This is a genomic window from Brevibacillus nitrificans (genome assembly GCF_003710965.1).
GTDB lineage: Bacteria > Bacillota > Bacilli > Brevibacillales > Brevibacillaceae > Brevibacillus > Brevibacillus centrosporus.
Genome location: NZ_RHHU01000015.1, coordinates 107,223 through 131,233 on the forward strand (window position 1 = coordinate 107,223; position 24,011 = coordinate 131,233).

At 49.3% G+C, this 24,011-nt stretch carries 21 protein-coding genes and 1 riboswitch; of the genes, 16 read left to right on the top strand and 5 right to left on the bottom strand.

Going from position 1 to position 24,011, the window contains the following annotated elements; all coding sequences use genetic code 11:
- Positions 1-223 precede the first annotated feature (223 nt).
- On the bottom strand, positions 224-1,450 hold the full coding sequence (locus EDM59_RS22610) for an MFS transporter (RefSeq protein ID WP_122925690.1): 1,227 nt from the start codon (positions 1,448-1,450) through the stop codon (positions 224-226).
- 195 nt (positions 1,451-1,645) lie between these two features.
- On the opposite strand from EDM59_RS22610, the gene EDM59_RS22615 reads away from it, so the two are divergent.
- From EDM59_RS22615 to EDM59_RS22655, 9 genes are all read left to right on the top strand, one after another.
- Complete coding sequence (locus EDM59_RS22615) at positions 1,646-2,644, top strand: LCP family protein (RefSeq protein WP_122925691.1); 999 nt, start codon at positions 1,646-1,648, stop codon at positions 2,642-2,644.
- A gap of 79 nt (positions 2,645-2,723) precedes the next feature.
- Positions 2,724-4,175, top strand: coding sequence for a spore germination protein (locus EDM59_RS22620; RefSeq protein WP_122925692.1), 1,452 nt, complete (start codon positions 2,724-2,726; stop codon positions 4,173-4,175).
- 11 nt (positions 4,176-4,186) lie between these two features.
- Complete coding sequence (locus tag EDM59_RS22625; protein ID WP_122925753.1) at positions 4,187-5,317, top strand: GerAB/ArcD/ProY family transporter; 1,131 nt, start codon at positions 4,187-4,189, stop codon at positions 5,315-5,317.
- Positions 5,298-6,461: a Ger(x)C family spore germination protein gene (locus tag EDM59_RS22630; RefSeq protein ID WP_122925693.1), complete on the top strand. Its 1,164-nt coding sequence runs from the start codon at positions 5,298-5,300 to the stop codon at positions 6,459-6,461. The genes EDM59_RS22625 and EDM59_RS22630 overlap by 20 nt, the downstream gene beginning before the upstream one ends.
- A gap of 138 nt (positions 6,462-6,599) precedes the next feature.
- A riboswitch (SAM riboswitch) is annotated at positions 6,600-6,716 on the top strand.
- Positions 6,717-6,826: 110 nt separating this feature from the next.
- On the top strand, positions 6,827-7,840 hold the full coding sequence (locus tag EDM59_RS22635) for a methionine ABC transporter ATP-binding protein (protein WP_122925694.1): 1,014 nt from the start codon (positions 6,827-6,829) through the stop codon (positions 7,838-7,840).
- The gene (locus EDM59_RS22640) at positions 7,841-8,506 is read left to right on the top strand and encodes a methionine ABC transporter permease (protein ID WP_092270833.1); all 666 of its coding nucleotides are present in this window, start codon (positions 7,841-7,843) and stop codon (positions 8,504-8,506) included. It abuts the gene before it with no gap.
- Positions 8,507-8,560: 54 nt separating this feature from the next.
- A complete protein-coding gene (locus EDM59_RS22645) occupies positions 8,561-9,406 on the top strand; it encodes a MetQ/NlpA family ABC transporter substrate-binding protein (RefSeq protein ID WP_122925695.1) in 846 nt (281 codons plus the stop codon).
- A gap of 192 nt (positions 9,407-9,598) precedes the next feature.
- Positions 9,599-11,248, top strand: a complete 1,650-nt coding sequence (locus EDM59_RS22650; RefSeq protein WP_122925696.1) for a peptide ABC transporter substrate-binding protein — start codon at positions 9,599-9,601, stop codon at positions 11,246-11,248.
- A 134-nt stretch (positions 11,249-11,382) separates the two neighbouring features.
- Positions 11,383-12,207, top strand: a complete 825-nt coding sequence (locus tag EDM59_RS22655) for a helix-turn-helix domain-containing protein (protein ID WP_122925697.1) — start codon at positions 11,383-11,385, stop codon at positions 12,205-12,207.
- A 90-nt stretch (positions 12,208-12,297) separates the two neighbouring features.
- On the opposite strand, the gene EDM59_RS22660 is transcribed toward EDM59_RS22655, so the two are convergent.
- The gene (locus EDM59_RS22660; RefSeq protein WP_092270847.1) at positions 12,298-12,543 is read right to left on the bottom strand and encodes a hypothetical protein; all 246 of its coding nucleotides are present in this window, start codon (positions 12,541-12,543) and stop codon (positions 12,298-12,300) included.
- Positions 12,540-13,550, bottom strand: coding sequence for a TIR domain-containing protein (locus EDM59_RS22665; protein ID WP_183193006.1), 1,011 nt, complete (start codon positions 13,548-13,550; stop codon positions 12,540-12,542). Before EDM59_RS22665 ends, EDM59_RS22660 begins: the two co-directional genes overlap by 4 nt.
- A 369-nt stretch (positions 13,551-13,919) precedes the next feature.
- On the opposite strand from EDM59_RS22665, the gene EDM59_RS22670 reads away from it, so the two are divergent.
- On the top strand, positions 13,920-15,548 hold the full coding sequence (locus tag EDM59_RS22670) for a peptide ABC transporter substrate-binding protein (protein WP_122925699.1): 1,629 nt from the start codon (positions 13,920-13,922) through the stop codon (positions 15,546-15,548).
- A 135-nt stretch (positions 15,549-15,683) separates the two neighbouring features.
- Here the strand turns inward: EDM59_RS22670 and EDM59_RS22675 are convergent, their stop codons facing one another.
- Entirely contained in the window at positions 15,684-16,883 is a 1,200-nt protein-coding gene (locus EDM59_RS22675) for a macrolide family glycosyltransferase (protein WP_122925700.1), read from the bottom strand.
- A 554-nt stretch (positions 16,884-17,437) separates the two neighbouring features.
- Between EDM59_RS22675 and EDM59_RS22680 the strand changes: the two genes are divergently transcribed.
- The 5 genes from EDM59_RS22680 (at position 17,438) to EDM59_RS22700 (ending at position 22,468) form a co-directional block, all read left to right on the top strand.
- The gene (locus EDM59_RS22680) at positions 17,438-19,084 is read left to right on the top strand and encodes a peptide ABC transporter substrate-binding protein (protein WP_122925701.1); all 1,647 of its coding nucleotides are present in this window, start codon (positions 17,438-17,440) and stop codon (positions 19,082-19,084) included.
- Positions 19,085-19,231: 147 nt separating this feature from the next.
- Complete coding sequence (locus EDM59_RS22685) at positions 19,232-19,489, top strand: hypothetical protein (protein WP_122925702.1); 258 nt, start codon at positions 19,232-19,234, stop codon at positions 19,487-19,489.
- Between the two features lie 93 nt (positions 19,490-19,582).
- The gene (locus EDM59_RS22690; protein WP_122925703.1) at positions 19,583-20,008 is read left to right on the top strand and encodes a hypothetical protein; all 426 of its coding nucleotides are present in this window, start codon (positions 19,583-19,585) and stop codon (positions 20,006-20,008) included.
- Positions 20,009-20,209: 201 nt separating this feature from the next.
- Complete coding sequence (locus EDM59_RS22695) at positions 20,210-21,910, top strand: N-acetylmuramoyl-L-alanine amidase family protein (protein ID WP_122925704.1); 1,701 nt, start codon at positions 20,210-20,212, stop codon at positions 21,908-21,910.
- A 12-nt stretch (positions 21,911-21,922) separates the two neighbouring features.
- Positions 21,923-22,468 (top strand): GerMN domain-containing protein, encoded by a 546-nt coding sequence (locus tag EDM59_RS22700; RefSeq protein ID WP_122925705.1) that lies wholly within the window; start codon positions 21,923-21,925, stop codon positions 22,466-22,468.
- Positions 22,469-22,541: 73 nt separating this feature from the next.
- On the opposite strand, the gene EDM59_RS22705 is transcribed toward EDM59_RS22700, so the two are convergent.
- Positions 22,542-22,736 (bottom strand): DUF378 domain-containing protein, encoded by a 195-nt coding sequence (locus EDM59_RS22705; protein ID WP_122925706.1) that lies wholly within the window; start codon positions 22,734-22,736, stop codon positions 22,542-22,544.
- Positions 22,737-22,896: 160 nt separating this feature from the next.
- Between EDM59_RS22705 and EDM59_RS22710 the strand changes: the two genes are divergently transcribed.
- Positions 22,897-23,847 carry a phosphate ABC transporter substrate-binding protein gene (locus tag EDM59_RS22710; RefSeq protein ID WP_122925707.1) on the top strand — a complete coding sequence of 317 codons (951 nt, stop codon included), beginning with the start codon at positions 22,897-22,899 and terminating at the stop codon, positions 23,845-23,847.
- Positions 23,848-24,011: the final 164 nt, after the last annotated feature.

Consider the following 24,011-nt stretch of genomic DNA (forward strand, 5'->3'; position numbering starts at 1 on the left):
ATGTAGCTGCGGTGGGGAAAAGCCTGTTTCCATGCTGCACTCCGGGCTACGTCCACGGGGAAGCGAAGACTGTCCGCTGCGCCATGATCCCGAGGGAATCGCTAAACGTGGAGTCGCTTAGCAGAGTATTCATGGGTAGCGATTCTGATGCCTCGGTCTTCATGGCTCCGCTAGGTAGGACTCCACAGTCGCTCCGCCCGGAAACATGCTTTTCCGCCCTCGACTAATGCGCCGATGACCCACGTTTCGCCCGATGTAGGGAAGCGTGCATCAAGCAAAGCAGTACCGATGTAAAGGATACGACTGTGGCGAGCAGCAGTGTCGGCTCTACGCCACCGCGATCGTACATGTACCCCATCGCGAGTGGGCCGAGCAGCCGCCCTAGCGCTGTGATTGCACCCACCACTCCCAGGTAAAACGGTGCCGTTTCTCCGGTTTTCTCCGTGATAAAGGTAGGGATTGTCGGAGAAATCAGCATCTCGCCAAAGGTAGTAATAATCATACCGAAAATAAACGCGACGTAACTATTATGGAAGAGCAGCATGAAACCAAATCCTGCACCATAAAGTACGGCGCTCGTCACCAATTGGGCAGACAGACTTTGTTTCAGCAGCCGTTTGATTTGGGTAGTTACTGGCTGACCGGCGAAAATGATGATCCCGTTGATCGTCCACAGCCAGCTGTAGGCAGCAAGCGGCATACCCAAGCCCGTCAAGTACGGAGCGACCCCCGTATTCCAAACGGTGGTAGAAAAGAAGATAAAGCCAGCACCCAGCGCCATGAACAGGTACAGCTGGTACCGGTACAAGAGCTGCAGCGTTTCTTTTCCGCTTCGCTTTTCTGCTTGTGCTGCCGAATCGCCAACGAGTTCCTTATGCGAAATATGCTTCATGAAAATGAAAAAGAAAAGGGCAAACAACAAGGTACTGGCACTGTTCAACAGAAACGTCAGCTGAAAGGAGAAAGCAGCCACTACGCCAGCAAGCGATGTACCAATGGCCATTCCCAAGTTATTGCTCACATACACAATATTGAACAACTCACGGCGCTGCTCTTTCCAGCGAAATCCGATAAAGGCTTGAATCGCCGGAGAGGAGAGGTTAAAGGTAAAGCCCAGGCCGATCATCAGAGCCAAGTAGATTGTCCAGCTTTGGGAAAAGGGAATCGCCAGCTGAATACAGCCCTGCAATAGCAAAGCGCCTACGATGAGTCGCTTGGCACCGAGCCGATGAAACAGGGAGCCACCTACAAATTGACCGATAATTCCGGCAAGTGACTGCAGCATGAGAGCGAAGCCTGCTTCTGTCATGGAGCGCTGCAGGACCGTATGTACATACAGCGTATTCAACGGCCACATGAAAGCGCTTCCGGAAGCGTTGATAAAGCTAGCCACCAAAAACAGCAAGGCTTCTCGCGGATAGCGTTGTAAGAGTGAGGGAGGAGAGAACATGGGACTCATCCTTTGCGGTAAGATATGGAATAGTATAACGATTATAAAATACATTGTAAATAAAAATGTTTAGTAAATAACCTTGCCTATCAAACCAAATAAAGGCTGCTCCACTTTCCGTGGTTTCGAGTATACTAAACAAAGCGGAGAGTCGAATTACTATCGATACAGAGATTAAAGGTGGAGTTATTCTATATGCGAATATGGAAACGAATGTTGTTAATCGTGCTTGTAGTAGTTGCCGTATCGGCAGGATACTACGGGTATTCCTTTTATCAGTTTGCGCAAGATATCCAAGAGCCGAATGTCATTACCCCGCCGCCGCCCGATGGGGGAGCTGCAACGAAGGCGGCCGAGATCCCGCAATGGGACGGCAACGATCGCGTCAATATTCTCTTGATGGGTGTAGACCGTCGAGGGATGAAGAACAATGGATTGCCACGCTCGGACTCCATGATGCTGGTCAGCGTCGATCCTGTTACGAAGCGGTTTGATTTGTTCTCGATTTTGCGTGATACGTATGTAGACATCCCGGGCAACGGCAGCTCCCGGATCAATGCTGCCATCGTGGATGGTGGACCGGAGCTGGCCATGAAAACGGTCAGTCAATTCACAGGTCTGCCTGTCGATCGCTATGTCATTACCGACTTTGAAGGCTTTAAAGCCTTGATCGATGCGGTAGGCGGTGTCGAGCTGGATGTAGAGAAAAACATGTATTACCATGATCCGACGGACAAGGGTGTCTATGACATCAATCTGAAGAAGGGCCTCCAACAGCTGGACGGAAACAAGGCGTTGCAATACGTCCGTTTCCGACATGATGCCACTTCCGATTATACCCGTACCGAACGTCAGCGTAAATTGTTGGCCGCAGTAGCTGATCAGATGAAAAAAGGGACTACGCTGCTGCAATTGCCTTCGATCTTAAAAGAAGTGACACCTTTTGTCCAAACGAATATCAGCACGATGGATATGTTGAAGCTATCTGCGCTGGGACTGAATTTGAAAACGCAAAATCCAGGGCAGTACCAGCTGCCACCGATGGGGATGTTTCGAGAATCCCATCGAGCAGGCTCTGTCCTCGTACCGGATGTAGATCAGGTCCAAGCCTTCATCCAGGAAACGCTGGAGCCACCATCCACCCAAACCAATACGACCGTGGAAGATTCCACTACGAGCAGCACGCCTCAATGAGCGTGCTGTTTTTTTTGAACCAAAATGGCTTTTTGGGGGAAGACTAACCATGATTTGCTAGGCATGGGGGTGAACATGGATGGATCAGGAAATGGCGCGCAGGTGGTTGTCCAATACAGGAGACCTGGTCGTAGAACATATCGATGAGCCGAATGGCCGTGTGCGCCTATACTATCTGTCCACTTTGGCAGATGCGAGTATCGTATACAACGAGTTGATCCCGAAGCTCCGTCTACTTCCGCTGGAGACAGTCGGGGTAGACGAAATGGAGAAACAGCTGGGAGTGGCAAGCAGCAACCGGGTTTACGAAGTCCAGGAAGCCGTGAGCCGGATGATCCATAACGCTATCTATGTTCACGTAGAGGGTGAAGCATTCGGGCTTGCCATACCGAGTGACGGCACGGCTGGGCGGAGCATCCAGGCTCCCGAAGTGGAATCTGTCGTCTTAGGTCCCCAGATTGCATTTGTCGAAGAGCTCAATGTCAATCTATGCATCATTCGAAAGTACATGCCGACTACACATCTGTTTCATGAGCGGTTGGTGGCAGGGACAGAAATACCAGTCGATATTTCAGTCCTGTACCTCGAGAACATTGCAGATCCGGAAAATGTGAATACCGTACGCCAGCGCATACAGGAGTTGAACGTCGACAGTCACCTGGATTCCAGTATCCTTGCACAATATATTGCGGATAATGAGCGCTCCCTGTTTCCCACGCTGCAGCAGACAGAACGGCCAGACAGGGTTATCCATGGCTTGCGTCAAGGTCAAGTAGCGATTTTGGTAGAGGGAAGCCCGTTTGTCTTGCTGGGGCCGACTACCTTGTTACAGTTTTTTCAGTCCCCGGATGATTACTACCTGCGTTGGGTTCTGGCTACCTTTAACCGGGCGATGCGGATGTTTGCCATGATCCTTTCCTTATTGCTTACGCCCGTCTATGTAGCTGCTCTCACCTATCATTATGAAATGATCCCTGCCGACCTGCTCCTCTCACTGGCACAGTCCCGATCGCGCGTACCGTTTCCTCCTCTCTGGGAGGCATTTTTGATGGAGATCATTATTGAGCTGCTGCGCGAAGCCGGAGCGAGGCTGCCCACGAAGGTCGGCCAGACGATTGGTATCGTGGGAGGTATCGTAATCGGTCAGGCGATCGTTCAAGCAGGGTTTACCAGCAACATTCTCATTATCATTGTAGCGCTTGGGGCGCTATCTTCCTTTATAGCGCCCAGCTACATGATTGGCTCAACGATTCGGGTGATTCGCTTCCCGATGATTTTATTGGCCGGGCTGCTTGGTGCGATGGGAATTGTGGCTGGCTTCAGCTTTCTTGCCAGTCATTTGCTCCGTCAGACCAGTTTGGGGCGTCCTTACATGTATCCCCTTTATCCCGTTCGCTTTGGAGATTGGAAGGATGGATTCATTCGAGCTCCACTGTCTTCTCTATGGCTGCGCTTCAAGTTTTTCAATCCGCAGCAGAAAAAACGCTTTAATCGGGAGCAGGGCCAAATGAAGAAAGACATCGACGAGTGAGCGAGGTCTACATGAACATAAACGAAACGATAAAACCGACGAATACCATATCGGCGTACTTGGCGGGATTTCTCGTTCATGCGACGCAGATCGGTGTTGGTGTGTTAGGTTATCAACGGGTCATTGCTAAGGAAGCCGGACACGATGCCTGGATTGCTGTCGTGCTTGCAGGACTCGCTACCCATTTGATCGTTTTGGTGATTACCAAGACGCTGAAGAGTTACCCAAATGCAGATATTTATGGCATCCAGATGGATATATTCGGAAAATGGCTAGGTACCGCTTTGGGAGTGCTGTACGCGATTTATTTTTTCTTGTCCGCTACGCTCATACTTCGAACCTATGTGGAGGTCGTCCAAACCTGGGTATTCCCGAATCTGCCGACCTGGGTATTGACTGCGATCATTTTGTTCCTCGCGATCTACACGATCATGGGTGGAATCAGGGTGGTCGCAGGGTACACCTTCTTTTCAGTAAGTGCGACCATCTGGCTCGTCTGTGACTTGTATTATCCGTTGCAGTATGCACAGTGGGAGTATTTGTTCCCGATTCTGGAGGCGAATGCAGAGCAATTGTTCAGGGGCATGCTCGGCATGACTTTGAGCAGCATCGGTTTTGAGATTCTGTACGTCATCTATCCGTATATTCAGAATAAGGAGAGGCTATCTCGAAGTGTCCAGACGGGAGTGCTCGTCACCAATCTTATTTATACAGGAGTGATGATCGTATCCCTGGTGTTTTTTAGCCAAGGGCAGCTCATGAGGACGATCTGGGCAACCCTCAACTTGAAGAAGATGGTCTATTTTCCTATTCTGGAAAGGTTTGAACTCATCGCCATCTCTGTTTGGCTGCTCGTAATTCTCCCTAACATCATGGTGTGTATCTGGTCATCGGCACGCGGCTTCAAGCGGCTCTTTGGCTGGAGTTTGAGGAAGACGTTGGTAATGATCCTGCCAGTCATTTACGTCATATGCTTGCTCCTGGTAAGCCGGAATCAGATTAATCAACTGAATGACCTCTATGCCAAGATCGGCTTGTATGCAGCTTATGTGTACCCACTCTTACTGTTTATACTCGTCAAATGGAAGCAGCGAAGAAGGCGCATCAAGGAGGGAGCTGCAGATGCGAACGTTCCCAAATAGTCCGACTGGGGCAAGCAGGAGAGGACTTCTGAACCTATGCTGTTCCGTAATCCTGCTGGTCACGGGCTGTTCCGACAGACAAATTTTCGACGAGACAGGCTTGGTGACAGTAGTAGGCTATGATCTCGAAAAAGACGGCAATGTCCGCGGGACGATCGTCATGCCCTCCATCAATCCGGAGGCAAAGGAAAAAATCCAGTTGATTTCCGCCGTAGGCAAGACGAGCAAAGGAATTCGAGACAAGGCGAATTTACAGTCTGACAAGAGGGTGCTAGGTGGTCAGCTACGTGTGGCACTCTATAATGAAGCGCTGGCGAAACAGGGATTGGGAAACATCGTCGACACCCTCTATCGGGATCCGTCCATCTCCAGCAGGCTTTACCTATGTGTGTATGAAGGCTCGACCTACGATTTGTTAACGTATCCGTACAAGGAACTGGGGAACATCGGTATCTACATGTACCGGATGATCGAGCAAAATGTAAAAGGAGAGAAAATCCCCTCGACCACGATGCATGAATTTTTTCGTGCTTACTATGATCACGGGATTGATCCGCAGCTTCCTTACGTTGTACGAAAAGGAAACGAGATTGAAATCAAGGGAGTCGCGCTGTTTCAGGGTGATCGCTACGTGGGCTGGATCACGCCCAAGGAAGCGTTTCTGATTAAGCTCATGCACGGCAAGTTCAAGATCGGAAGCTACGACACGGCAGTGCCTGCTAAAGTGTTCGGGAAGTACGTCGAGAACGAAAAGGACAGAAAGAAAGAGGTACAGCTTGTCTTTGACACGATTTCTTCCAACTCCACAATCAAATTGACGCATGCATCGCCTGCTCATTTTGATGTCAGTATTAAATTGAAAACACGGATATTAGAACTGACAATGCCGTTGAAAGTAGATGAAACCGACGTTTTGCACATCATGGAACGGGAGCTGGAAAAGGAGTTGGAGGAGAAGCTGCTTCAGGTCGTGAAAAAAATGCAGGATATGAATGTAGACACGGCTGGATTTGGGATCATCTATCGTGCGAACCGCCGTGGGATGGGGGAAATGACGATGGAGGAATGGCGCAAGATGTTCAAGCAGGCTACTTTTCGCTTTCAGGTAGACGCTACCATCATCCGTAACGGTGTAATGAATTAGTCTGCAACGATGTTGTGTTATAAAAAAACTTTTTTCCTCCTATTTCTATTGACGTATGTTTTTCAAAAGGGATATAATCCGATTTGTATTCGCAAATCATTGAAATGCAAAATATGAACATAATATACGTGGAAATCTTTCTTATCAAGAGAGGCGGAGGGACAGGCCCTATGAAGCCCGGCAACCGGCCCATGTCGTACATGGAAGTCGCGGTGCCAATTCCTACAAGATTGCATGGATCTTGATAGATGAGAAGGGTGGATGCGAACGTGATAGACGTTGCAGCCCCTTTTTCGTTTGTGAAAAAGGGGTCGTTTATTTTTCCGTAATAGAAGTAAGGAGTAAGGAAGCGGGAGGTGGATTCGTTGATTCAATTGCGCGATCTGAAAAAAAGCTATCAAGTACAGGGAAAAACGATTCCTGCACTGCACGGGATTGATTTGAAGATAGAAAAGGGAGAAATTTACGGGATCATCGGACACTCCGGTGCGGGGAAAAGTACGCTGATTCGTTGTATCAACCTGTTGGAACGTCCGACATCCGGAGAAGTCATTGTTGATGGTGTAGAGCTGACCAAGCTGGATGATCAGAAGCTGCAGGAACAGCGACGTCAGGTAGGAATGATCTTTCAGCACTTCAATCTGCTGTCCTCCGCAACCGTTGGCGACAATGTGGCGTTTCCACTGAAGCTGGCAAAGCGTCCCAAAGCGGAAATCCGGAAAAAAGTGGACGAGCTCTTGAAGCTGGTGGGCCTGGAAGCTCATCGAGACAAATTTCCGTCTCAGCTGTCCGGTGGTCAAAAGCAGCGCGTCGGGATTGCCCGCGCCTTGGCGAATGATCCGAAGGTGCTGCTGTGCGACGAGGCTACCTCTGCACTCGATCCGCAGACAACCAACTCCATCCTGGCTTTGCTGCTGGATATCAATCGCAAGCTGGGCTTGACTATCGTCTTGATCACCCATGAAATGCACGTGATCCGTTCGATTTGCGACCGCGTAGGCGTCATCGACGGAGGCCGCATCGTGGAGTCGGGAAAAGTGCTGGAGGTCTTCCTCAAGCCGAAGCACCCGACTACACAGGAGTTTGTGGAGCAGGTGGCCGATTCCACTGAGCTGCGTGAAGCCGTTGCCCACGAAAAAGCAACCGGAAGCCGGACGATTGCCCGCGTGACTTTCCTGGGGGAGCAGACGTATCAGCCGATCCTGTTCCAAACCATGCAGGAAACGGGAACAGTCTTCAGCATCCTGCAAGGAACGATTTCCCGCATGAAGGATACGCCATATGGACAGCTGGTTGTCGAGCTGGAAGGCGACGAAAAGCAAAGCATGCATGCGATTGAAACCCTGCGCAAGCGTGGTCTTGAAGTGGAGGTGATTTAAATGGGATTGACACTGGAAAATGTAGACTGGTCTGAAATAGCGGAAGGAACCGGGGCAACACTAACCATGCTGGGCTTCTCGACGCTGTTCGCCGTATTAATCGGTTTGCCGATTGGTGTGATCCTGTTTCTTACATCGCGAGGCCAGCTTCTGGAGAATCGCGCGTTTTACTCGTTCGCATCGATTGTGGTCAACATCCTGCGCTCCGTTCCCTTTATCATCTTGATGATCCTGTTGATTCCGGTGACAAAGGCGATCGTGGGGACATCCTTGGGTGTGCTTGGTGCGATCCCGCCACTGGTGATCGGGGCAGCGCCTTTCTTTGCCAGACTGGTGGAGACGTCGCTGCGTGAGGTGGACCGTGGAGTGATCGAGGCTGCTCAGTCGATGGGAGCTTCCAACTGGCAAATCGTCTGGAATGTTTTGCTGCCAGAAGCACGCTCCGGCTTGATCGCAGCCATTACCATTACGACGGTAACCCTCGTGTCCTACACGGCGATGTCGGGTGTGATCGGTGGGGGCGGTCTGGGTGACCTGGCGATCCGCTACGGCTACCAACGCTTCCAGACTGACGTCATGATCGTCACCGTTGTCATCCTGCTCGTGTTGGTTCAGATCTTGCAGTCCTTTGGGGATCGGTTGGTTTTGAAATTCAGCCGCAAGTAAGATCTTTCCATATAGATTTTGAAAAAGCACAGACAAAAAAAGGGGGATTTTTCCGTGAAGAAATTAGTAGTATCCGTACTGTCTACTGTATTGGCATTCTCTCTGGCAGCTTGCGGAAGCAAACCAGAAGCAACTCCAGCACCGGCTGAAGGTGGCGCACAAGGTTCCCAAGGTGGACAAGAAGTAACCTTGAACATCGGAGCAACTCCAGTTCCACATGCGGAAATCCTGAAATACATCCAACCAAAACTGAAAGACCAAGGTGTAAACCTGGAAATCAAGGAATTTACCGATTACGTGCAACCAAACATGCAAGTAAACGAAAAACAACTGGACGCAAACTTCTTCCAGCATAAGCCTTACCTGGAACAGTTCAATAAAGACCAAGGAATGGATCTCCAACCGGTAGTAGCGGTTCATATCGAGCCATTCGGCGGCTACTCCAAAAAGATCAAGAAAATCGACGAATTGGCTGATGGCGCAACAATCGCTCTGCCAAACGACCCAACCAATAACGGCCGCGCGCTGGCTCTTCTGGAGAAAAACGGCGTGATCAAGCTGAAAGAGGGCGTAGGGATCAGCGGTACTGTAAAAGACATCGTAGAAAACAAGAAAAACCTGAAGTTCAAAGAAGTAGAAGCTGCTATGCTGCCACGTGTACTGGAAGAAGTAGACCTGGCGCTGATCAACACCAACTACGCGTTGGAAGCAAAACTGGTTCCAACGACTGACTCTCTGATTCTGGAAGACAAAGAATCTCCATACGCGAACTACCTGGTAGCTCGTCCTGACAACAAGGATTCCGAAGCGATGCAAAAGCTGGCGAAAGAACTGAACTCTCCTGAAGTGAAGCAGTTCATCGAAGAGAAGTACAAAGGTGCGATCGTACCAGCATTTTAAAGAATGCTTTAATTGAAGGATAAACAAAAGCCCAATTGGTCCCACGTGACTGGTTGGGTTTATCTTTTTTGATAATTGTATAAATATTCATAAAATTAAATGAAATCTTTCCAAACCCCATTCTCAAATCCTCCGTCAGTAAAGTATATTTTGGTGGAATTAGGAAATTGTTAGAGAAGGGGGAACATTCACATGAAAAAGAAAATGCATAAGCTGGCTGGTCTGCTTTTGCTTGTCGGGACGTTGGTAGCTGGCTGTTCTGGAGGAGCGCAGCCGTCTGCTGTTCAACCATCCCAGCAGGAGTCGGGGGCACCCGCGGCACCGACAGCAGATCCGGCATCGCAAGTTTTCCGCGCGAATCTGACGAGTGAGCCTTCCACTGCTGACCCCGGTTTGGCAAAGGATGCGACTTCAGGTGCGGTCGTGCGTGCCACATTTGACGGACTGACGCGTCTGGACAAAGATTCAAAGCCGATGAAATCTATGGCGTCTGACATCAAGGTATCGGAAGACAACCGCGTCTATACATTCACCATCCGGGATGCGAAATGGAGCAATGGGGACCCGGTGACGGCACACGATTTTGAATTCGCTTGGAAGCGCGTGCTGGATCCGAAGCTGGGGGCGGAATACGCCTATCAGCTGTACTACATCAAGAATGCGGAAAAAGTGCATACCGCAAAAGCGAAGCCAGAGGAATTGGGCGTGAAGGCACTGGATGACAAGACGCTGGAGGTCACGCTCGAGAATCCGACTCCCTTTTTCCTCGAGCTGACGGCATTCTACACCTACTATCCGGTTGACAAGAAGGTAGTAGAAGCCAATCCGAACTGGGCGAATGAAGCAGCGACGCATGTGGGGAATGGACCTTTCAAAATGACGAGCTGGGAGCACAAGAGCAAGATCGTCCTGGAGAAAAACGAAAATTACTGGGAAAAGGACGTCGTGAAGCTGAGCAAAATTGAATTCGCGATGATCGAGGATGACAGCACGGCCCTGTCCATGTTTGAAAATGGAGAGCTCGATTGGGCGGGTCAACCGCTCGGGGGACTGCCTACCGATGCCATTCCGTCTTTGAAGGAATCCGGCAAGCTGGTGGTACATCCAAAAGCGACCATGTACTGGTTTAAGCTGAATACGACGAAGCCGCCGCTGAACAACGCCAAGATTCGCAAGGCGCTATCCTATGCTGTGAACCGCCAGGAGATCGTCGATAACATCACGCAGGTCGGGCAAGTGCCGACGATGGGCATGCTGCCGCAATCGATGATCATCAAAAAAGACGGCTACTTCAAGGACAATGACGTCGAGACGGCAAAGCAGCTGCTGGCAGAGGGACTGCAAGAGCTGGGGCTGACCTCGCTCCCTCCGATCACACTTTCGTACAACACGACCGATCGCCACAAGAAGATCGCGGAAGCCTTGCAGGATCAGTGGAAAAAGGGCCTGGGGATTGATGTGAAGCTGGCAAACAAAGAGTTCAAGGTACACCTGCAGGATATGCACGAGCTGAACTACGATATCGGGCGAATCGGTTGGAATGCTGACTTTAACGACCCAATCAACTACATGGAAATGTTCCGCGACCAAAATACGGGCAACAACGATACCGGCTGGGAAAACGAGAAATACAAACAGCTGCTGCAGCAATCGGCGGTCGCAAAAGATCCGGCAGAGCGCACCAAGCTGTTCGCTGAGGCGGAGCAGATTTTCATGGATGAGATGCCATTGATTCCTCTTTTCACAGACGTAGACGTATGGGTACAAAGCGAGAAAGTGAAAGGCGTGCAGGTAGATGGACTCGGCTTCATCGATTTGAAGTGGGCAGAAATGCTGCCGTAAAGACATGATTACGGGACGCTGAGCGGAGCACCTCTTGTGCGGTTTTCAAAACAGAATTGTCATCGTTTCTGCCAAGGACTATTCTTAAGGAAGGCAGAATGTTTTGGAAAATACGTCGCCAGGAGGTGCTCCCATTGAATGAAGCCGTAAATGACTTGCCAAAAGGTGTCCTTCATTTGGCTGGTAATGACTCTACATTTTCTCTCATGAGGTATGCCCCTTCAGCGGAGACGGAGTATTTCGTCCAGCATTACTGGATTGTCCGTTGGGATTTACGGGGGAAGGAACCGTACCACCAGACGGTGATTGCACACCCGAACGTCAATTTGGTATTCGAGGAGAGCAGTACGCGCATCTATGGCGTAGGAAAGTCAACGTCGGTACGTGTGGTGCAGGATCATGGATGGGTGATCGGCATCAAATTCAAGCCCGGCGGCTTTTATCCGTTTCTGGGTGCCCCGGTGTCGAGCCTGACTGATCGTTCTGCCTCATTGGAGGACGTCTTTGGGAGCGATTGCAGGAGCTGGGAGCGAACTGTTTTATCCGCGCCCGATGATCAGGCTATGGTGAGCCGGGCAGAAGCATTTTTGTCGGAACGCCTGCCAGAAAAAGATCCGAATGTCTCCCTCGTTCACGAGATGGTCATGGCCTTTCGAGATGACCGGAGCGTGATCAGGGTAGAGGATGCCGTTCGGGTAACGGGAATGAATAAGCGTGCTTTGCAACGACTGTTTGATCGATATGTAGGGGTGAGTCCCAAATCTGTCATCAAGCGATATCGGCTGCACGAAGCAGCACTGCGCATTGATCAGGGAGAAATAGCCGATTGGCTGGATCTTTCAACGGAGCTGGGGTATTACGATCACTCGCACTTCATTCGCGACTTCAAAACTGTCGTGGGGATGTCGCCTGAGGAGTATCGACAACAACGCGAAAATCTGACTGCGCCAAGCACATAGGCGAGGCAGAGAAAATAAAAAAAGCAGGGCTTTCCTGAAGGAGCAAATCTCCTGGGGAAGGCCTTGCTTTGTTTTTGGTGGGCAAAATCGTTAACCGATGTAGCGGGGGCGCTTGAAACCAGCTTCCTTCGTCGCGATGACCACGATGCCCTCCTCCGGGTCCAGCACAGAAGGTCCATTGTGATAAATCACACCTTGCAGAGGAGGAATTTGTCCGTGAACTTTTCTCGCGCGCTGTGCCAAAAGCGAGCGCCATACTTGGCGAGAGACGTGTCTGGAAACGGGTCTGACTCGGCCGGCTACTGTCATGTGTGCATGCGCTTTTCGAGAGTTCATGGCAGGGTTCCCCTTTCGAGAATGGTTTCAAAGTAATAAAAGAGATCTTCATTGATGCGAATCAGCTCTTCAGCGAGCTCAGGTAGCGCAAGCGAGATGTCTTTGGCCAGCAGGTGAATGGTAAAGACGAAAATTTTCGCAACTGTAAAGCTGAGGATCAGCTCTTTTTCATGTCCGTACTTTTTTCCGGTGTACGAAATCACTTTTTGATTGCTTAAGAATGAGTCTACAACATAACTGCGATCTTGTGGGTTACTACCATTGTATTCCAAAAGGTACGTTTTTGCATGATCTTTTATGGCGCCCGAGCAGCCAATTTGCACGAGAGCTTTTCCGTCCTCAGTCAGCTGGAACAGGGTTGTCCCCTTTACACGAAAATCAGCGAGGGGACTAAATTCATTGTGGAGCGCACCCAGTACCGAATGAATCCGGGGGATCATCCGCTCGCTGGACTCAATCGCCGATAGCATGAAGCGGGCATGAGATTCCAAGGGCAGTACGTATCGCTCGCGTTCTTTTTCCGACACACCCTGCTGGATCGGGCCCAGCTTTTTCAGCTGACGGCGAATGAGATGGCACGCCGAACCGATTTTCGCTGGGAAAAGCTTCAGATCTTTCGTGTGTTCATAGGTGACAGGAGTGATCCCGAGTAGGTCGGTTGGCAAATGCATGTCAGGGACCTGGCGAGGGGTCATGAAAAAGACGCGCTCTATCCCTAGCTTTCCTGTAAAGAGACCAAATTCAAACAGAACGTTATCGCGTACGGTTTTTACGTCCTGATTCCGATAGCGTGTCAGGTCGTCGGGTGTAAAGACAAAGATGGCGAAATCCACTTGTCTGGTCATGCCGATGAGATCGTGCAACGTGACACTGCCTGGCTCGAATATTCCCTGCGGCCATACGATACAGTCGGCATCGTGCTCCAGTGCGTTTTGAATTTCGTAAGCGACGGGGAGACCTTCTACGGAGGAACCGATGAAAATTTCCGGCTTTTGCCGATGGCCCATGCTGTCACTCCTTCCCGGCAACCAACCAATACTTTCCAAATGCATTACTGTTAGTTTAGAGCAAGGTGAGCGGTTTGCATAGATTTTTTGCTTGGAGGGATACTGAAAATGGCAAAGGCATGATTTATTTCCCTTTACATAATTTGATGATCGAATAAAACTTAATTAAACAAAGTTAAATTCAATTTAATATGACTAAAAATATTGTATATTGTTTCTGTAGCTTGCGGTCGCCCGAATTTTTCTTCTGGTTTTACCGCGTAGGAACTCTAAAGCGAAACCGCTTTCGAAACGCAGGATGCGGTCGCTCACCTTTGAGCATGCCTCAGTTGAGGTTTTTTTACGTACATTAGAGGGGGTCAAAAAACTATGAATAAAAGTGTATTCGCAGCAATGAGCTCGATTCTCGTATTGAGTGCAGCTTTGGCTGGTTGTGGCGGCGGAGATAACAAAGCCGGCGAACAAGGCGGACAAGCTGCCAATGAAGAAAAAACAGGTCCAAAAGTACTGCGTATGAACCTGCACAGTGAACCACCTACAGCGGACCCAGCACTGGCGGAGGATTCTACTTCCGGCGCACTGCTGCGCGCGACTTTTGACGGTCTGACTCGCATTGGTGAAGATGGAAAACCACACGAATCCGTTGCTGAAAAAATCGACGTATCCGAAGATGGCCTGACCTACACCTTCCACCTGCGTGATTCCAAATGGAGCAATGGCGATCCTGTCACTGCAAAAGACTTTGAATTTGCCTGGAAACGCGCTCTGGATCCGAAAACAGCATCCAACTACGCGTACCAGCTCTACTATCTGAAAAATGCTGAGGAATACAACCTGGGCAAAGCAAAAGCAGACGATGTAGGCGTAAAAGCAGTAGACGAAAAAACGTTGGAAGTGAAGCTGAAAAACCCAACGCCATTTTTCCTCGAGCTGACTGCCTTCTACACTTACTACCCAGTGAACCAAAAAGTAGTGGAATCCACTCCAAACTGGGCTGGCGAAGCAAAAACACACGTAGCCAACGGACCATTCAAAATGGAAACGTGGGAGCATAAAAGCAAAGTGGTTCTCGTGAAAAACGAAAACTACTGGGATAAAGATACAGTAAAACTGGACAAGATCGATTTCTCGATGGTAGAGGATGAAAATACAGAGCTGTCCATGTTCGACAACGGTGATCTGGATTGGGCAGGTGCTCCACTGAGCGCACTTCCTACTGATGCGATTCCGGCTCTGAAAGATTCCGGTAAAATGCAAACTGTTCCGATTGCCGGTACGTATATGTACAAATTCAATACGGAAAAAGCACCGTTCAATAACGCTAAAATCCGTAAAGCATTTGCTTACGCGATCAACCGTCAAACGATCATTGACAACGTAACGCAAGCAAACCAACAACCAGCTATGGGTATCGTACCGCCGACAATGGCTGTTTCGACCAACCCTTACTTCAAAGACAATGATGTAGAAGCTGCGAAAAAATTGCTGGAAGAAGGGATGAAAGAAGAAGGCATCACGAAGATGCCTACCCTGACTCTTTCCTACAATACTTCTGAAGGCCACAAGAAAATTGCAGAAGCAATCCAAGACCAATGGAAAAAAGCATTCGGTGTTGATGTGAAGCTGGAGAACAAAGAGTGGAAAGTATTCCTGGACGACATGCACCAAGGTAACTTCCAGATCGCACGTTCCAGCTGGACGGGTGACTTCAATGACCCAATCAACTTCCTGGAGCTGTTCAAATACAAAAAAGGCGGAAACAACGACACCAACTGGGAAAATCCAAAGTACCAGGAGCTGCTCAACAAATCCGCTCTGGAAAAAGATCCAGAAAAACGCAAGCAAATCCTGGCAGAAGCAGAAACACTGTTCATGGACGAAATGCCTGCTGCACCAATCTACTTCTATACACACTCCTTCGTGAAGAACGACAATGTAAAAGGAGTCGTTGTGGACGGTCTGGGCTTCATCGACTGGAAATGGGCAGACATTCAATAAGAGCATATTGGCGCATGGCGCAAGCGAGAGAAGGGCTGAGAGGCTCTTCTCTTTTTTTTGCGCGCAAAAACGGCGCGTCAAGACTTGGAAAATATAGTCCCAGACGCGCCGCTGATCCTTTTCTGCTGTTATTTCTCACTCGATCCCGAGACTGCGCTTATAGGCAAAAATCTCCTCGGCGGCTCTCTCATATCCGCCAGCTTCACGGAAGGACTTGCCTATTTCTGCGCTGGCTTTTCGAATGGAGTCATCCTGAAGCACGCGATCGGCAGCTTCTCTAAGGTTTTCCGCAGTGAGGTCCTCCTTGTCTAGCTGAATTCCTGCACTTACTTCAGCCACGCGCCCAGCTACAATCGGTTGGTCGGAGCCAAGGGGAATGACAATCAGCGGCACACCGTAGTACAATCCTTCGTTTGCGCTGTTCATGCCGCCGTGTGTAATAAACAGTTTGGCGTGCTGCAGAACCTCGAGCTGAGGTACATAGTCCCGAACGATAAAATTCGCAGGAATGTCTCCCAATTGCTCCAGCTGCGTTTGCCTTCCGATGGATAGCAGGACGGTGTACCTGGTATCGCTGAATGCTGCAAAACAGAGCTTGTAAAAGTCCACGGCTTGATTGAGCACAGTACCGAGAGATATGTAAATCAGATGATCGCTGTCCACATGAGAGAAATCAAAGGGCTCGTGCGGACGAGAAGCAAGAGAAGGGCCAATAAATTTGTACGACTCATCGAAGCTCTCGCCATAGGGCTGAAAATCTTTCGCCGTGTAGACGATCGTCATCGGGGCAGGATTGCAAAATATATCGAACGGGGAACCGACTTGCACGTTGTACTTCGCCTGTACATCATCGACCAGCTGGAGAAATTCCTGTCTCGCACGTTCATTTTCTTCTGCCGAAACATGGCGTGAGAGAGACTCGCGCATGCCGTCAAAGACCTCTGGCTGCATGGCAAAGCTTGTACACGAATTGATTGCCGGCAGGTTCAGGATTTGTGCAAGCAGACGTCCACATCCGAACATCGAGTCATGAATGAGGTAATCAAACTGCTGTTCGCGCGTTTGCTCCAGAACACTGGGGATGATGAGATCGGCGGTACGCAAAAGGCCACCTACTCGACCCCAGAAGCTTCGCCCTCCGGCGATGAACGCTTCTATGAATGTGCTCACATCAAACGTGATCACCTTTGCGCCAGTTGGCTCCACGAGATCGCGAAAGGGTTCTGCCGTAAAATAAACCACCTCTTCGCCGCGTCGGATCAGCTCTTGGACGACACCGAGGGTTGGATTGATGTGCCCCTCGGAGCCTCCGTTAATAAATAATACGCGTGCCATAGCCATCACCTTTCATGAGCAGCTCATATTTTTCGTTATAGGGTACCACAAAGCGGCAACCGACTTCGCAGGAAGCCGCGTTTCTTTTTGCTTCCATTATACACCATGCACTTTTTGCCGCCGTCTGTGCGTTTTTCGGTGCGGATGTTCTTGGACGCATGGACGATAAAAGGGGAGCAAAGGACAAAAAATGCTCTTTTTTGTTTGCAATTAAACTTTTTGGTGTCGCGACCATTTGCAATCAATAAATGGTCAGAGTAGACAGAATATATTGCTGATTATTTTTTATAAAGGAATACTTAGCGTGGTAAATAGTTGCAAGGGGTCTGGCGAAAATGAAATGCAGCTAAAAAACCGCATGAAATCAGTGTTTGTTACGGGTTTTCTCCAGAAGGAATTTCTTTCCGTTTTATTTTTTCGATAAATTATTTTTTATAATTGATTAACTATCTTTATAAATAAATAAAAATTTATTAAATCAATCTAAAACATGTTTAAAAATAATATAAAAGGATGTATATTGATAAAAGATTTAGAAAAGGGGGATAAATGGCATGAAAAAGAATGTTTTCGTAGCAATGAGTTCCATCCTCGTACTTGGTGCAGCGCTCGCAGGTTGCGGCAGCAGCAACGAAGCAAAACCAGCGGACAACGCTAACCAAGGAAGCACACCTGCAGCAGAAGCACCTGCAGCTGGTCCTAAAGTATTGAAAATCAACCTGCACTCCGAGCCACCTACAGCTGACCCTGGTATCGCGGAAGATTCCACTTCCGGTACAATCGTTCGTGCTGCATTTGAAGGTTTGACTCGTGCTGGTGGAGACGGTAAAGTACACGAAGCCGCTGCGGAAAGCTACACCGTTTCCGAAGACGGCAAAACATATACGTTCAAGCTGCGTGATTCAAAATGGAGCAACGGCGATCCTGTAACAGCGAAAGATTTCGAATTCGCATGGAAACGAGCTCTGGATCCAAAAACAGCTTCCAACTATGCTTACCAGCTGTACTACATCAAAAATGGTGAGAAATTCAACAAAGGCGAAGCGAAGATTGAAGATGTTGGCGTAAAAGCGGTAGACGACAAAACATTGGAAGTTACCCTGGAAAACCCAACTCCATTCTTCACCGAGCTGACTGCTTTCTATACGTACTACCCAGTGAACCAAAAAGTAGTGGAAGGCAACGAAAAATGGGCAGCTGAAGCAGCTACTCACGTAGGTAACGGTCCTTTCAAACTGGAAGCTTGGGAGCACAAAAACAAGCTGGTTCTGGCGAAAAACGACAACTACTGGGATAAAGACAACGTAAAAATGGACAAGATCGAATTCTCCATGGTAGAGGACGAGAATACCGAGCTTTCCATGTTTGACAACGGCGAACTCGACTGGGCAGGTGCACCTACCAGCGCATTGCCAACAGATGCGATCCCAGCTCTGAAAGATTCCGGTAAGATGAAAACCCAGCCAATCGCGGGTACTTACTGGTACAAATTCAACACCGAAAAAGCTCCATTCAACAACGTAAAAATCCGTAAAGCGTTTACTTTTGCAATCGACCGTCAATCTCTGATCGACAACGTACTGCAAACCGGCCAAATCCCTGCAACGGGTGCTGTACCACCATCCATGGCACTGAAAGCAGACGGCTACTTCAAAGACAACGATCTGGAAACAGCGAAAAAGCTGCTGGAAGAAGGTATGAAAGAAGAAGGCATCACCAAGCTGCCTACGATCACTCTGTCCTACAACACTTCCGAAGCGCACAAAAAGATCGCAGAAGCTATCCAAGACCAATGGAAGAAAAACCTCGGCGTAGACGTGAAGCTCGAAAACAAAGAGTGGAAAGTTTACCTGGAAGACCTGCACCAAGGCAACTACCAAATCGGTCGTATGGGCTGGCTGGGTGACTTCAACGACCCAATCAACTTCCTGGAGCTGTACAAAGACAAAAAAGGTGGCAACAACGACACCAACTGGGAAAATCCGAAGTACAAAGAGCTCTTGAACCAATCCGCTCTGGAGCAAGATCCAGAGAAGCGTAAAGCAATCCTGGCTCAGGCTGAACAAATCCTGATGGATGATATGCCGATCATGCCAATCTACTTCTACACAGATTCCTGGGTACAAAACGATAAAGTTACCGGCATTGTTATCGATGGTCTCGGTTCTATCGACTACAAAAACGCTGACATCACTCAATAAGAAACGTAAGGACAAAGCCCTGCCTACAAGCGGGGCTTTCCTTTTTTTATAGGTTTTTTTACAGATTCATGGACAGATGACCAATCCATTAGAAGGCTCCTGACATAGAGTGAAAGGGAACAAACTGTCATTTAAGGGGGATTCGCTATGGATATTGGAAAACTGCTCAGTTTTGTGAAGTCCATCCCAAAGGATAAGCTGAAGACGGATGCTGGCCTGAAGGAAGTGATTCGTGATCTGGGCAAGAAATCGGGCAAAAATTTTACGGACCAAGAGCTGAATCGCTACGTTGCCCAATTCCGTTCGATGGCGAGGACCGAAAATGTAGGTAGCCTGATGAACAAGCTGTCCAAAAAAGGGTTCGATGCAAATGAGCTGAACAACCTGAAAAAACGCTTCAAGTAACGGCTAGAAAACTGGGAGGGAGGTGGGACTATCGCAGTCAAGTCGAAAAAAAGACAGAAGCCCGGCGTCTCCCAAAACCACCTGCTAGAGACGATGAACAAGCTGGCTCGTGAGCACAGCAGCACCAACGAGCAAATGATGCGTGAGATGAATCAGGTGCGACAAGAGCTACAGGAAATGAAGAACACGCTGGGAAAGCTCAGTTCACGCCCAAGCGCAGGCCAAAGACGGGGGAGTATCCTGTTCGGACCGCGCAGGACGGTCACTTCTCCGAAGGCAGCGGAAAAAGCGAAGCCCGTATTTGCTCTAGAAGATCTGCTTCCTCTTTTGCCGCATCTGAGCAGCACATTCCCACAGCTAAAAAATCCGAAAGTCGCGGATTCGATCAAGGTGCTCTCCAACCCTGCCGTGATGTCCATGATCCAGCAATTCTTGCAAAATGGTGGTCTGAGCATGCTGACGGGCAACAAGCAGGTGGAAACGGTCAGTAGAAGGGAAAGACGCGGTTTGTTCTGGTAAGCCAAAGCTTTGTCGAAAAGGGAGAAACAGAGTCGTGGAAGACTGTCTCGCTGTCGAGTGAAGACGGTCTTTCTCATTTTGTGACGATTTTGGTTCCATTAGCCTATAAACTTTACAGATCAAGTAGCGTCTAATAGAATGGTGAACGTTGCTCAATTCCTGAAGCCAACGAAACCAAACGACATCACGGAGGAGGTCAGGATGAAAAGACGATTGTACCCTCTACTGCTTTCACTGCTGCTTTTACTGTGCATCCCAGGGTGGGCTGCGGCAAGCAGTGCCGGGGAGGAGACCGTCAACCTCATGATCGGTGGACAAGCTGTTTCCCCAGAGGTTCCGCCTGAGATTAAAAACGGTCGGACTCTCGTTCCCGTCCGAGTCATCGCGGAAGGGCTTGGTGCGGATGTAGACTGGGACGCAGCTGCTCGAAAGGCAACGATTACGAGGGGAAGCCAAACACTCACCCTCACTCTCGACTTCAAAACGGCGCAAGTAAACGGCAAACAAGTGAAGCTGGATACGGCACCCGTCATTTCCAAGCAGCGCATGCTCTTGCCCCTGCGTTTTGTAGGCGAGTCACTGGGAGTTACCGTAGGATGGGACAACAGCACTCGCACGGTCATTGCCAATGAAACCCCACAAGTCGAAATCAACGGCAACAAACCGGAGCAAGCGATCAGTCTGTACCAGATGGACGGCACGCTATACGCGTCCGCACAGGCGGTTGCTGATCAACTGGGTCTGAAAGGCTTCCGATGGGAAAGACCTGAGCGCGGAAAAACCGTAGATGACCAGCTGGTCCTTCCTGTAGAGCAGCTGGAGAAAGAGCTGGGAGGCTCTTTTGCCTGGAATGAGAACAAAAATTCACTGGAGATCAAACGCCAAAACCAGATGACGGAAGTGTCCCTGGATGGCGACGTGGTACGAATCGGTACGTCCAAGCCTATTCGGGCACAATCCTTTGTACTGGAAGGCCCTAACCGGATCGTACTCGACCTGCCACAAACGACGCTCGATGACGATTTGCAGGATTTGAGCCGTCAAAGCGATGATGGAGTTGTGACGGTAGGAAAAGTGGAAGACCGCGACACAGAGGCATCTGTAGATGAAGATGTAGACGCGGATGAAGATCAGGATGAAGCATTGGATGAAGATTCTGAGCAGCTTGCCGAGTCAGAACAGGCTGCCGCTTCGGACGAGCCTGAAGAAAAGCCGTTGATCGCCTCCGTTCGGTACAGTCAGTACAGCCAATCGCCTGACACCGTTCGGGTCGTCATTGAGCTGAACCAGAAGAGTCAGTATAATGTAACGTATACGGATGACGGCCTTGAGGTGAAGCTGACAGCGAAGCCGCAAAAAACGGGCTTCCTGATTGTTGTCGATGCGGGGCATGGCGGGAAAGACCCCGGCTCATTAGGAACATATGGCAACCACGAGAAGGATTATACGTTGTCCGTCTCCAATAAGGTCGTAGAGCTTCTCAAGCAGTATAAGGAGTTCCAGGTCGTTCCTGTTCGCACGACGGATGTTTTTTATGAGCTATCGGAGCGTGTAGCCATCGCGAACGAACATAATGCAGATCTGTTTCTGTCGATTCACGCCAATGCGTTTCCAAAAGCAACGGCAGGCGGTACGGAAACGTTCTACTATAATGCGAACAGCAAGACCTTTGCCCAAATCGTGCACAAGCATCTGCAGGGGGCAACCGGTTTTACAGACCGGGGGTACAAGGCATCAGGCTATTACGTGATTAAAAATACGAAGATGCCCGCTGTTTTGACAGAGACAGGCTTCCTCTCCAACCCAACAGAAAATGCGAAGCTGACCAACCCTGCCTTCCAGGATAAGATTGCGCAGGCACTTGTAGCAGCTATTCGAGAATATTATTTGTCTTACCAGTAAGGGAGGCTTTCGATGAAACGTCGTCATATGATTTGGGTGGCAGTTCTGGCCACTGCGCTCGTCGCAGGTTGCGGTCAAAAGGCGGAGCCAGCGCCACAGCCAACTGGCGCCGAACAGTCCTCCGGCTCGAATCAAACGCCAACGACTAACGAGCCGAAGCTGACCAAACAAAGTATTTCCGCTTACTATTCCGATAATAATTTGATGGAATTGCAAGAGGAGAAGCAGGAAATTTCCTTTGCCGAAGATATCGAGAAGTATAAAAAAACGATCGAGTTGCTGGCAAAGCCTCAAAAACCGGACGAGCATGTCTCGCTCTGGTCTGACTTCCACTATCACTCGGTTACGTTTGACAAAGGGACCTTGACGATCGATGCGGACAGCAAGAACCAGTACAACCTGGGCTCGAGCGGCGAATCCATGGCACTCGATGCTTTGAAGCAAGCCTTGTTTCAGTTCGATGAGGTGGAGCGCATCGTGATTTTGGAGGACGGAAAAAAGGTGGATTCCTTGATGGGTCATGTGGATGTTTCCGAACCGCTGACAAGGGATCAGTAAATCGAAGACGCATAGTAAAGCGGCACAGCCATTTTCATCAGGCTGTGCCGCTTTTTGTTATGGGCGTAGGCGATCAAGTAGTTTCGCGTTCGCCGACCAAGTACCTGATGGCGTAGATCCCCGCCAGTCCAATGAGGGTGTAGACGATGCGGCTCGGCAGTGTACTTGCACCGCCGAAGAGCGTGGCTAACAGATCGATTTGAAAAAGACCGAAGATACCCCAATTGAGTGCGCCGATTATGACAAGCAGCAAGACAAATTTGTTCATACTCGGTCTACCTCCAGTAAAAATCGCATTTGTCCAAGAATGCTTCATCTTTAAAAAAGCTTAACAATCGCAACACAAAACAACAACATTCGACCTGTATAGTTTGTACTTGTAAGAGAGAAAAAAACAAACCGATCCCTTTAAGGAGGATTTTCATCCAATGAAAAAACTCAGCAAAATGTTTATGGCAGTAACATTTGTGGGCGCGCTGCTCGCAGGCTGTGGAAGTAACAATGCTGCACCAGCACCAGCTCCAGCACAACAACCGGCTGCAGAACAACCAGCTACACCAGCACCGGATGCTAACTCGGGTTCTACTACAACATCTCCCGGTGAACCGGTAACAGCTGTCGGTTCCACCGCTTTGCAGCCTTTGGTTGAGCAAACAGCCAAGGACTATATGGCTAAGAATCAAGGTGTACAAATTCAAGTACAAGGCGGGGGCAGCGGTACAGGTCTGAGCCAAGTGGCAAGCGGTGCTGCAACCATCGGTAACTCCGACATTTTCGCGGAAGAAAAATCAGGAATTCCAGCAAACGAGCTGGTCGACCATAAAGTGGCAGTTGTAGGTATGGCTGCAGCTGTTAGCCCAAAAGTGAAAGTAGACAACTTGACGAAGCAACAGCTGATCGACATCTTCACAGGTAAAATCACCAACTGGAAAGAAGTTGGCGGGGATGACATGAAAATCACCCTGGTAAATCGTCCGAAATCCTCCGGTACTCGTGCGACCTTCAACAAGTTTGCTATGGACGGAAAAGAAGAGGCAGAAGGCATCACCGAGGATTCTTCGGGTACCGTTCGCAAAATCATTGCGGAAACACCTGGCGCAATCGGCTACCTGGCACTCTCCTACTTCAATGACACGGTAAAAGCTTTGAAACTCGACGGCGTTGAAGCAAACGCAGAAAACATCGCAACCAACAAATATCCAGTATGGGCTTATGAGCACATGTACACAAAAGGCGAGCCAACTGGCAATGCAAAAGCTTTCCTCGAGTATATCCTGTCTGATGAAGTACAAAAGAAAACCATTACGGATCTGGGCTTCCTGCCAATCACTGACATGAAAGTAGAACGTGATGCAGAAGGAAAAGTAACACAAAAATAAGCTTCATGACCGCATGAAAAAGCAAAATAGAGGGGTGGGGGGGCGCTTACCCCTCATTTTGCTTGTACAGTGAAAATTTTTACAATTCAAGCGCAACTAAGGCTCCACCACAAAGCTTGGCAGAGCCAAGTTTTCTAAAGTGGTTTTTCTAGGGAGGGAGATTA

What these genes read in the sequence shown, in the direction of transcription:
- EDM59_RS22665 (WP_183193006.1), bottom strand. Translation starts at nt 13,550, where the DNA reads ATGGGCCATCGGCAAAAGCCGGAAATTTTCATCGGTTCCTCCGTAGAA.
- EDM59_RS22685 (WP_122925702.1), top strand. Translation starts at nt 19,232, where the DNA reads ATGGATATTGGAAAACTGCTCAGTTTTGTGAAGTCCATCCCAAAGGAT.
- EDM59_RS22695 (WP_122925704.1), top strand. Translation starts at nt 20,210, where the DNA reads ATGAAAAGACGATTGTACCCTCTACTGCTTTCACTGCTGCTTTTACTG.
- EDM59_RS22690 (WP_122925703.1), top strand. Translation starts at nt 19,583, where the DNA reads ATGAACAAGCTGGCTCGTGAGCACAGCAGCACCAACGAGCAAATGATG.
- EDM59_RS22650 (WP_122925696.1), top strand. Translation starts at nt 9,599, where the DNA reads ATGAAAAAGAAAATGCATAAGCTGGCTGGTCTGCTTTTGCTTGTCGGG.
- EDM59_RS22615 (WP_122925691.1), top strand. Translation starts at nt 1,646, where the DNA reads ATGCGAATATGGAAACGAATGTTGTTAATCGTGCTTGTAGTAGTTGCC.
- EDM59_RS22610 (WP_122925690.1), bottom strand. Translation starts at nt 1,450, where the DNA reads ATGTTCTCTCCTCCCTCACTCTTACAACGCTATCCGCGAGAAGCCTTG.
- EDM59_RS22710 (WP_122925707.1), top strand. Translation starts at nt 22,897, where the DNA reads ATGAAAAAACTCAGCAAAATGTTTATGGCAGTAACATTTGTGGGCGCG.
- EDM59_RS22660 (WP_092270847.1), bottom strand. Translation starts at nt 12,543, where the DNA reads ATGAACTCTCGAAAAGCGCATGCACACATGACAGTAGCCGGCCGAGTC.
- EDM59_RS22625 (WP_122925753.1), top strand. Translation starts at nt 4,187, where the DNA reads ATGAACATAAACGAAACGATAAAACCGACGAATACCATATCGGCGTAC.
- EDM59_RS22670 (WP_122925699.1), top strand. Translation starts at nt 13,920, where the DNA reads ATGAATAAAAGTGTATTCGCAGCAATGAGCTCGATTCTCGTATTGAGT.
- EDM59_RS22630 (WP_122925693.1), top strand. Translation starts at nt 5,298, where the DNA reads ATGCGAACGTTCCCAAATAGTCCGACTGGGGCAAGCAGGAGAGGACTT.
- EDM59_RS22705 (WP_122925706.1), bottom strand. Translation starts at nt 22,736, where the DNA reads ATGAACAAATTTGTCTTGCTGCTTGTCATAATCGGCGCACTCAATTGG.
- EDM59_RS22700 (WP_122925705.1), top strand. Translation starts at nt 21,923, where the DNA reads ATGAAACGTCGTCATATGATTTGGGTGGCAGTTCTGGCCACTGCGCTC.
- EDM59_RS22620 (WP_122925692.1), top strand. Translation starts at nt 2,724, where the DNA reads ATGGATCAGGAAATGGCGCGCAGGTGGTTGTCCAATACAGGAGACCTG.
- EDM59_RS22680 (WP_122925701.1), top strand. Translation starts at nt 17,438, where the DNA reads ATGAAAAAGAATGTTTTCGTAGCAATGAGTTCCATCCTCGTACTTGGT.
- EDM59_RS22675 (WP_122925700.1), bottom strand. Translation starts at nt 16,883, where the DNA reads ATGGCACGCGTATTATTTATTAACGGAGGCTCCGAGGGGCACATCAAT.
- EDM59_RS22640 (WP_092270833.1), top strand. Translation starts at nt 7,841, where the DNA reads ATGGGATTGACACTGGAAAATGTAGACTGGTCTGAAATAGCGGAAGGA.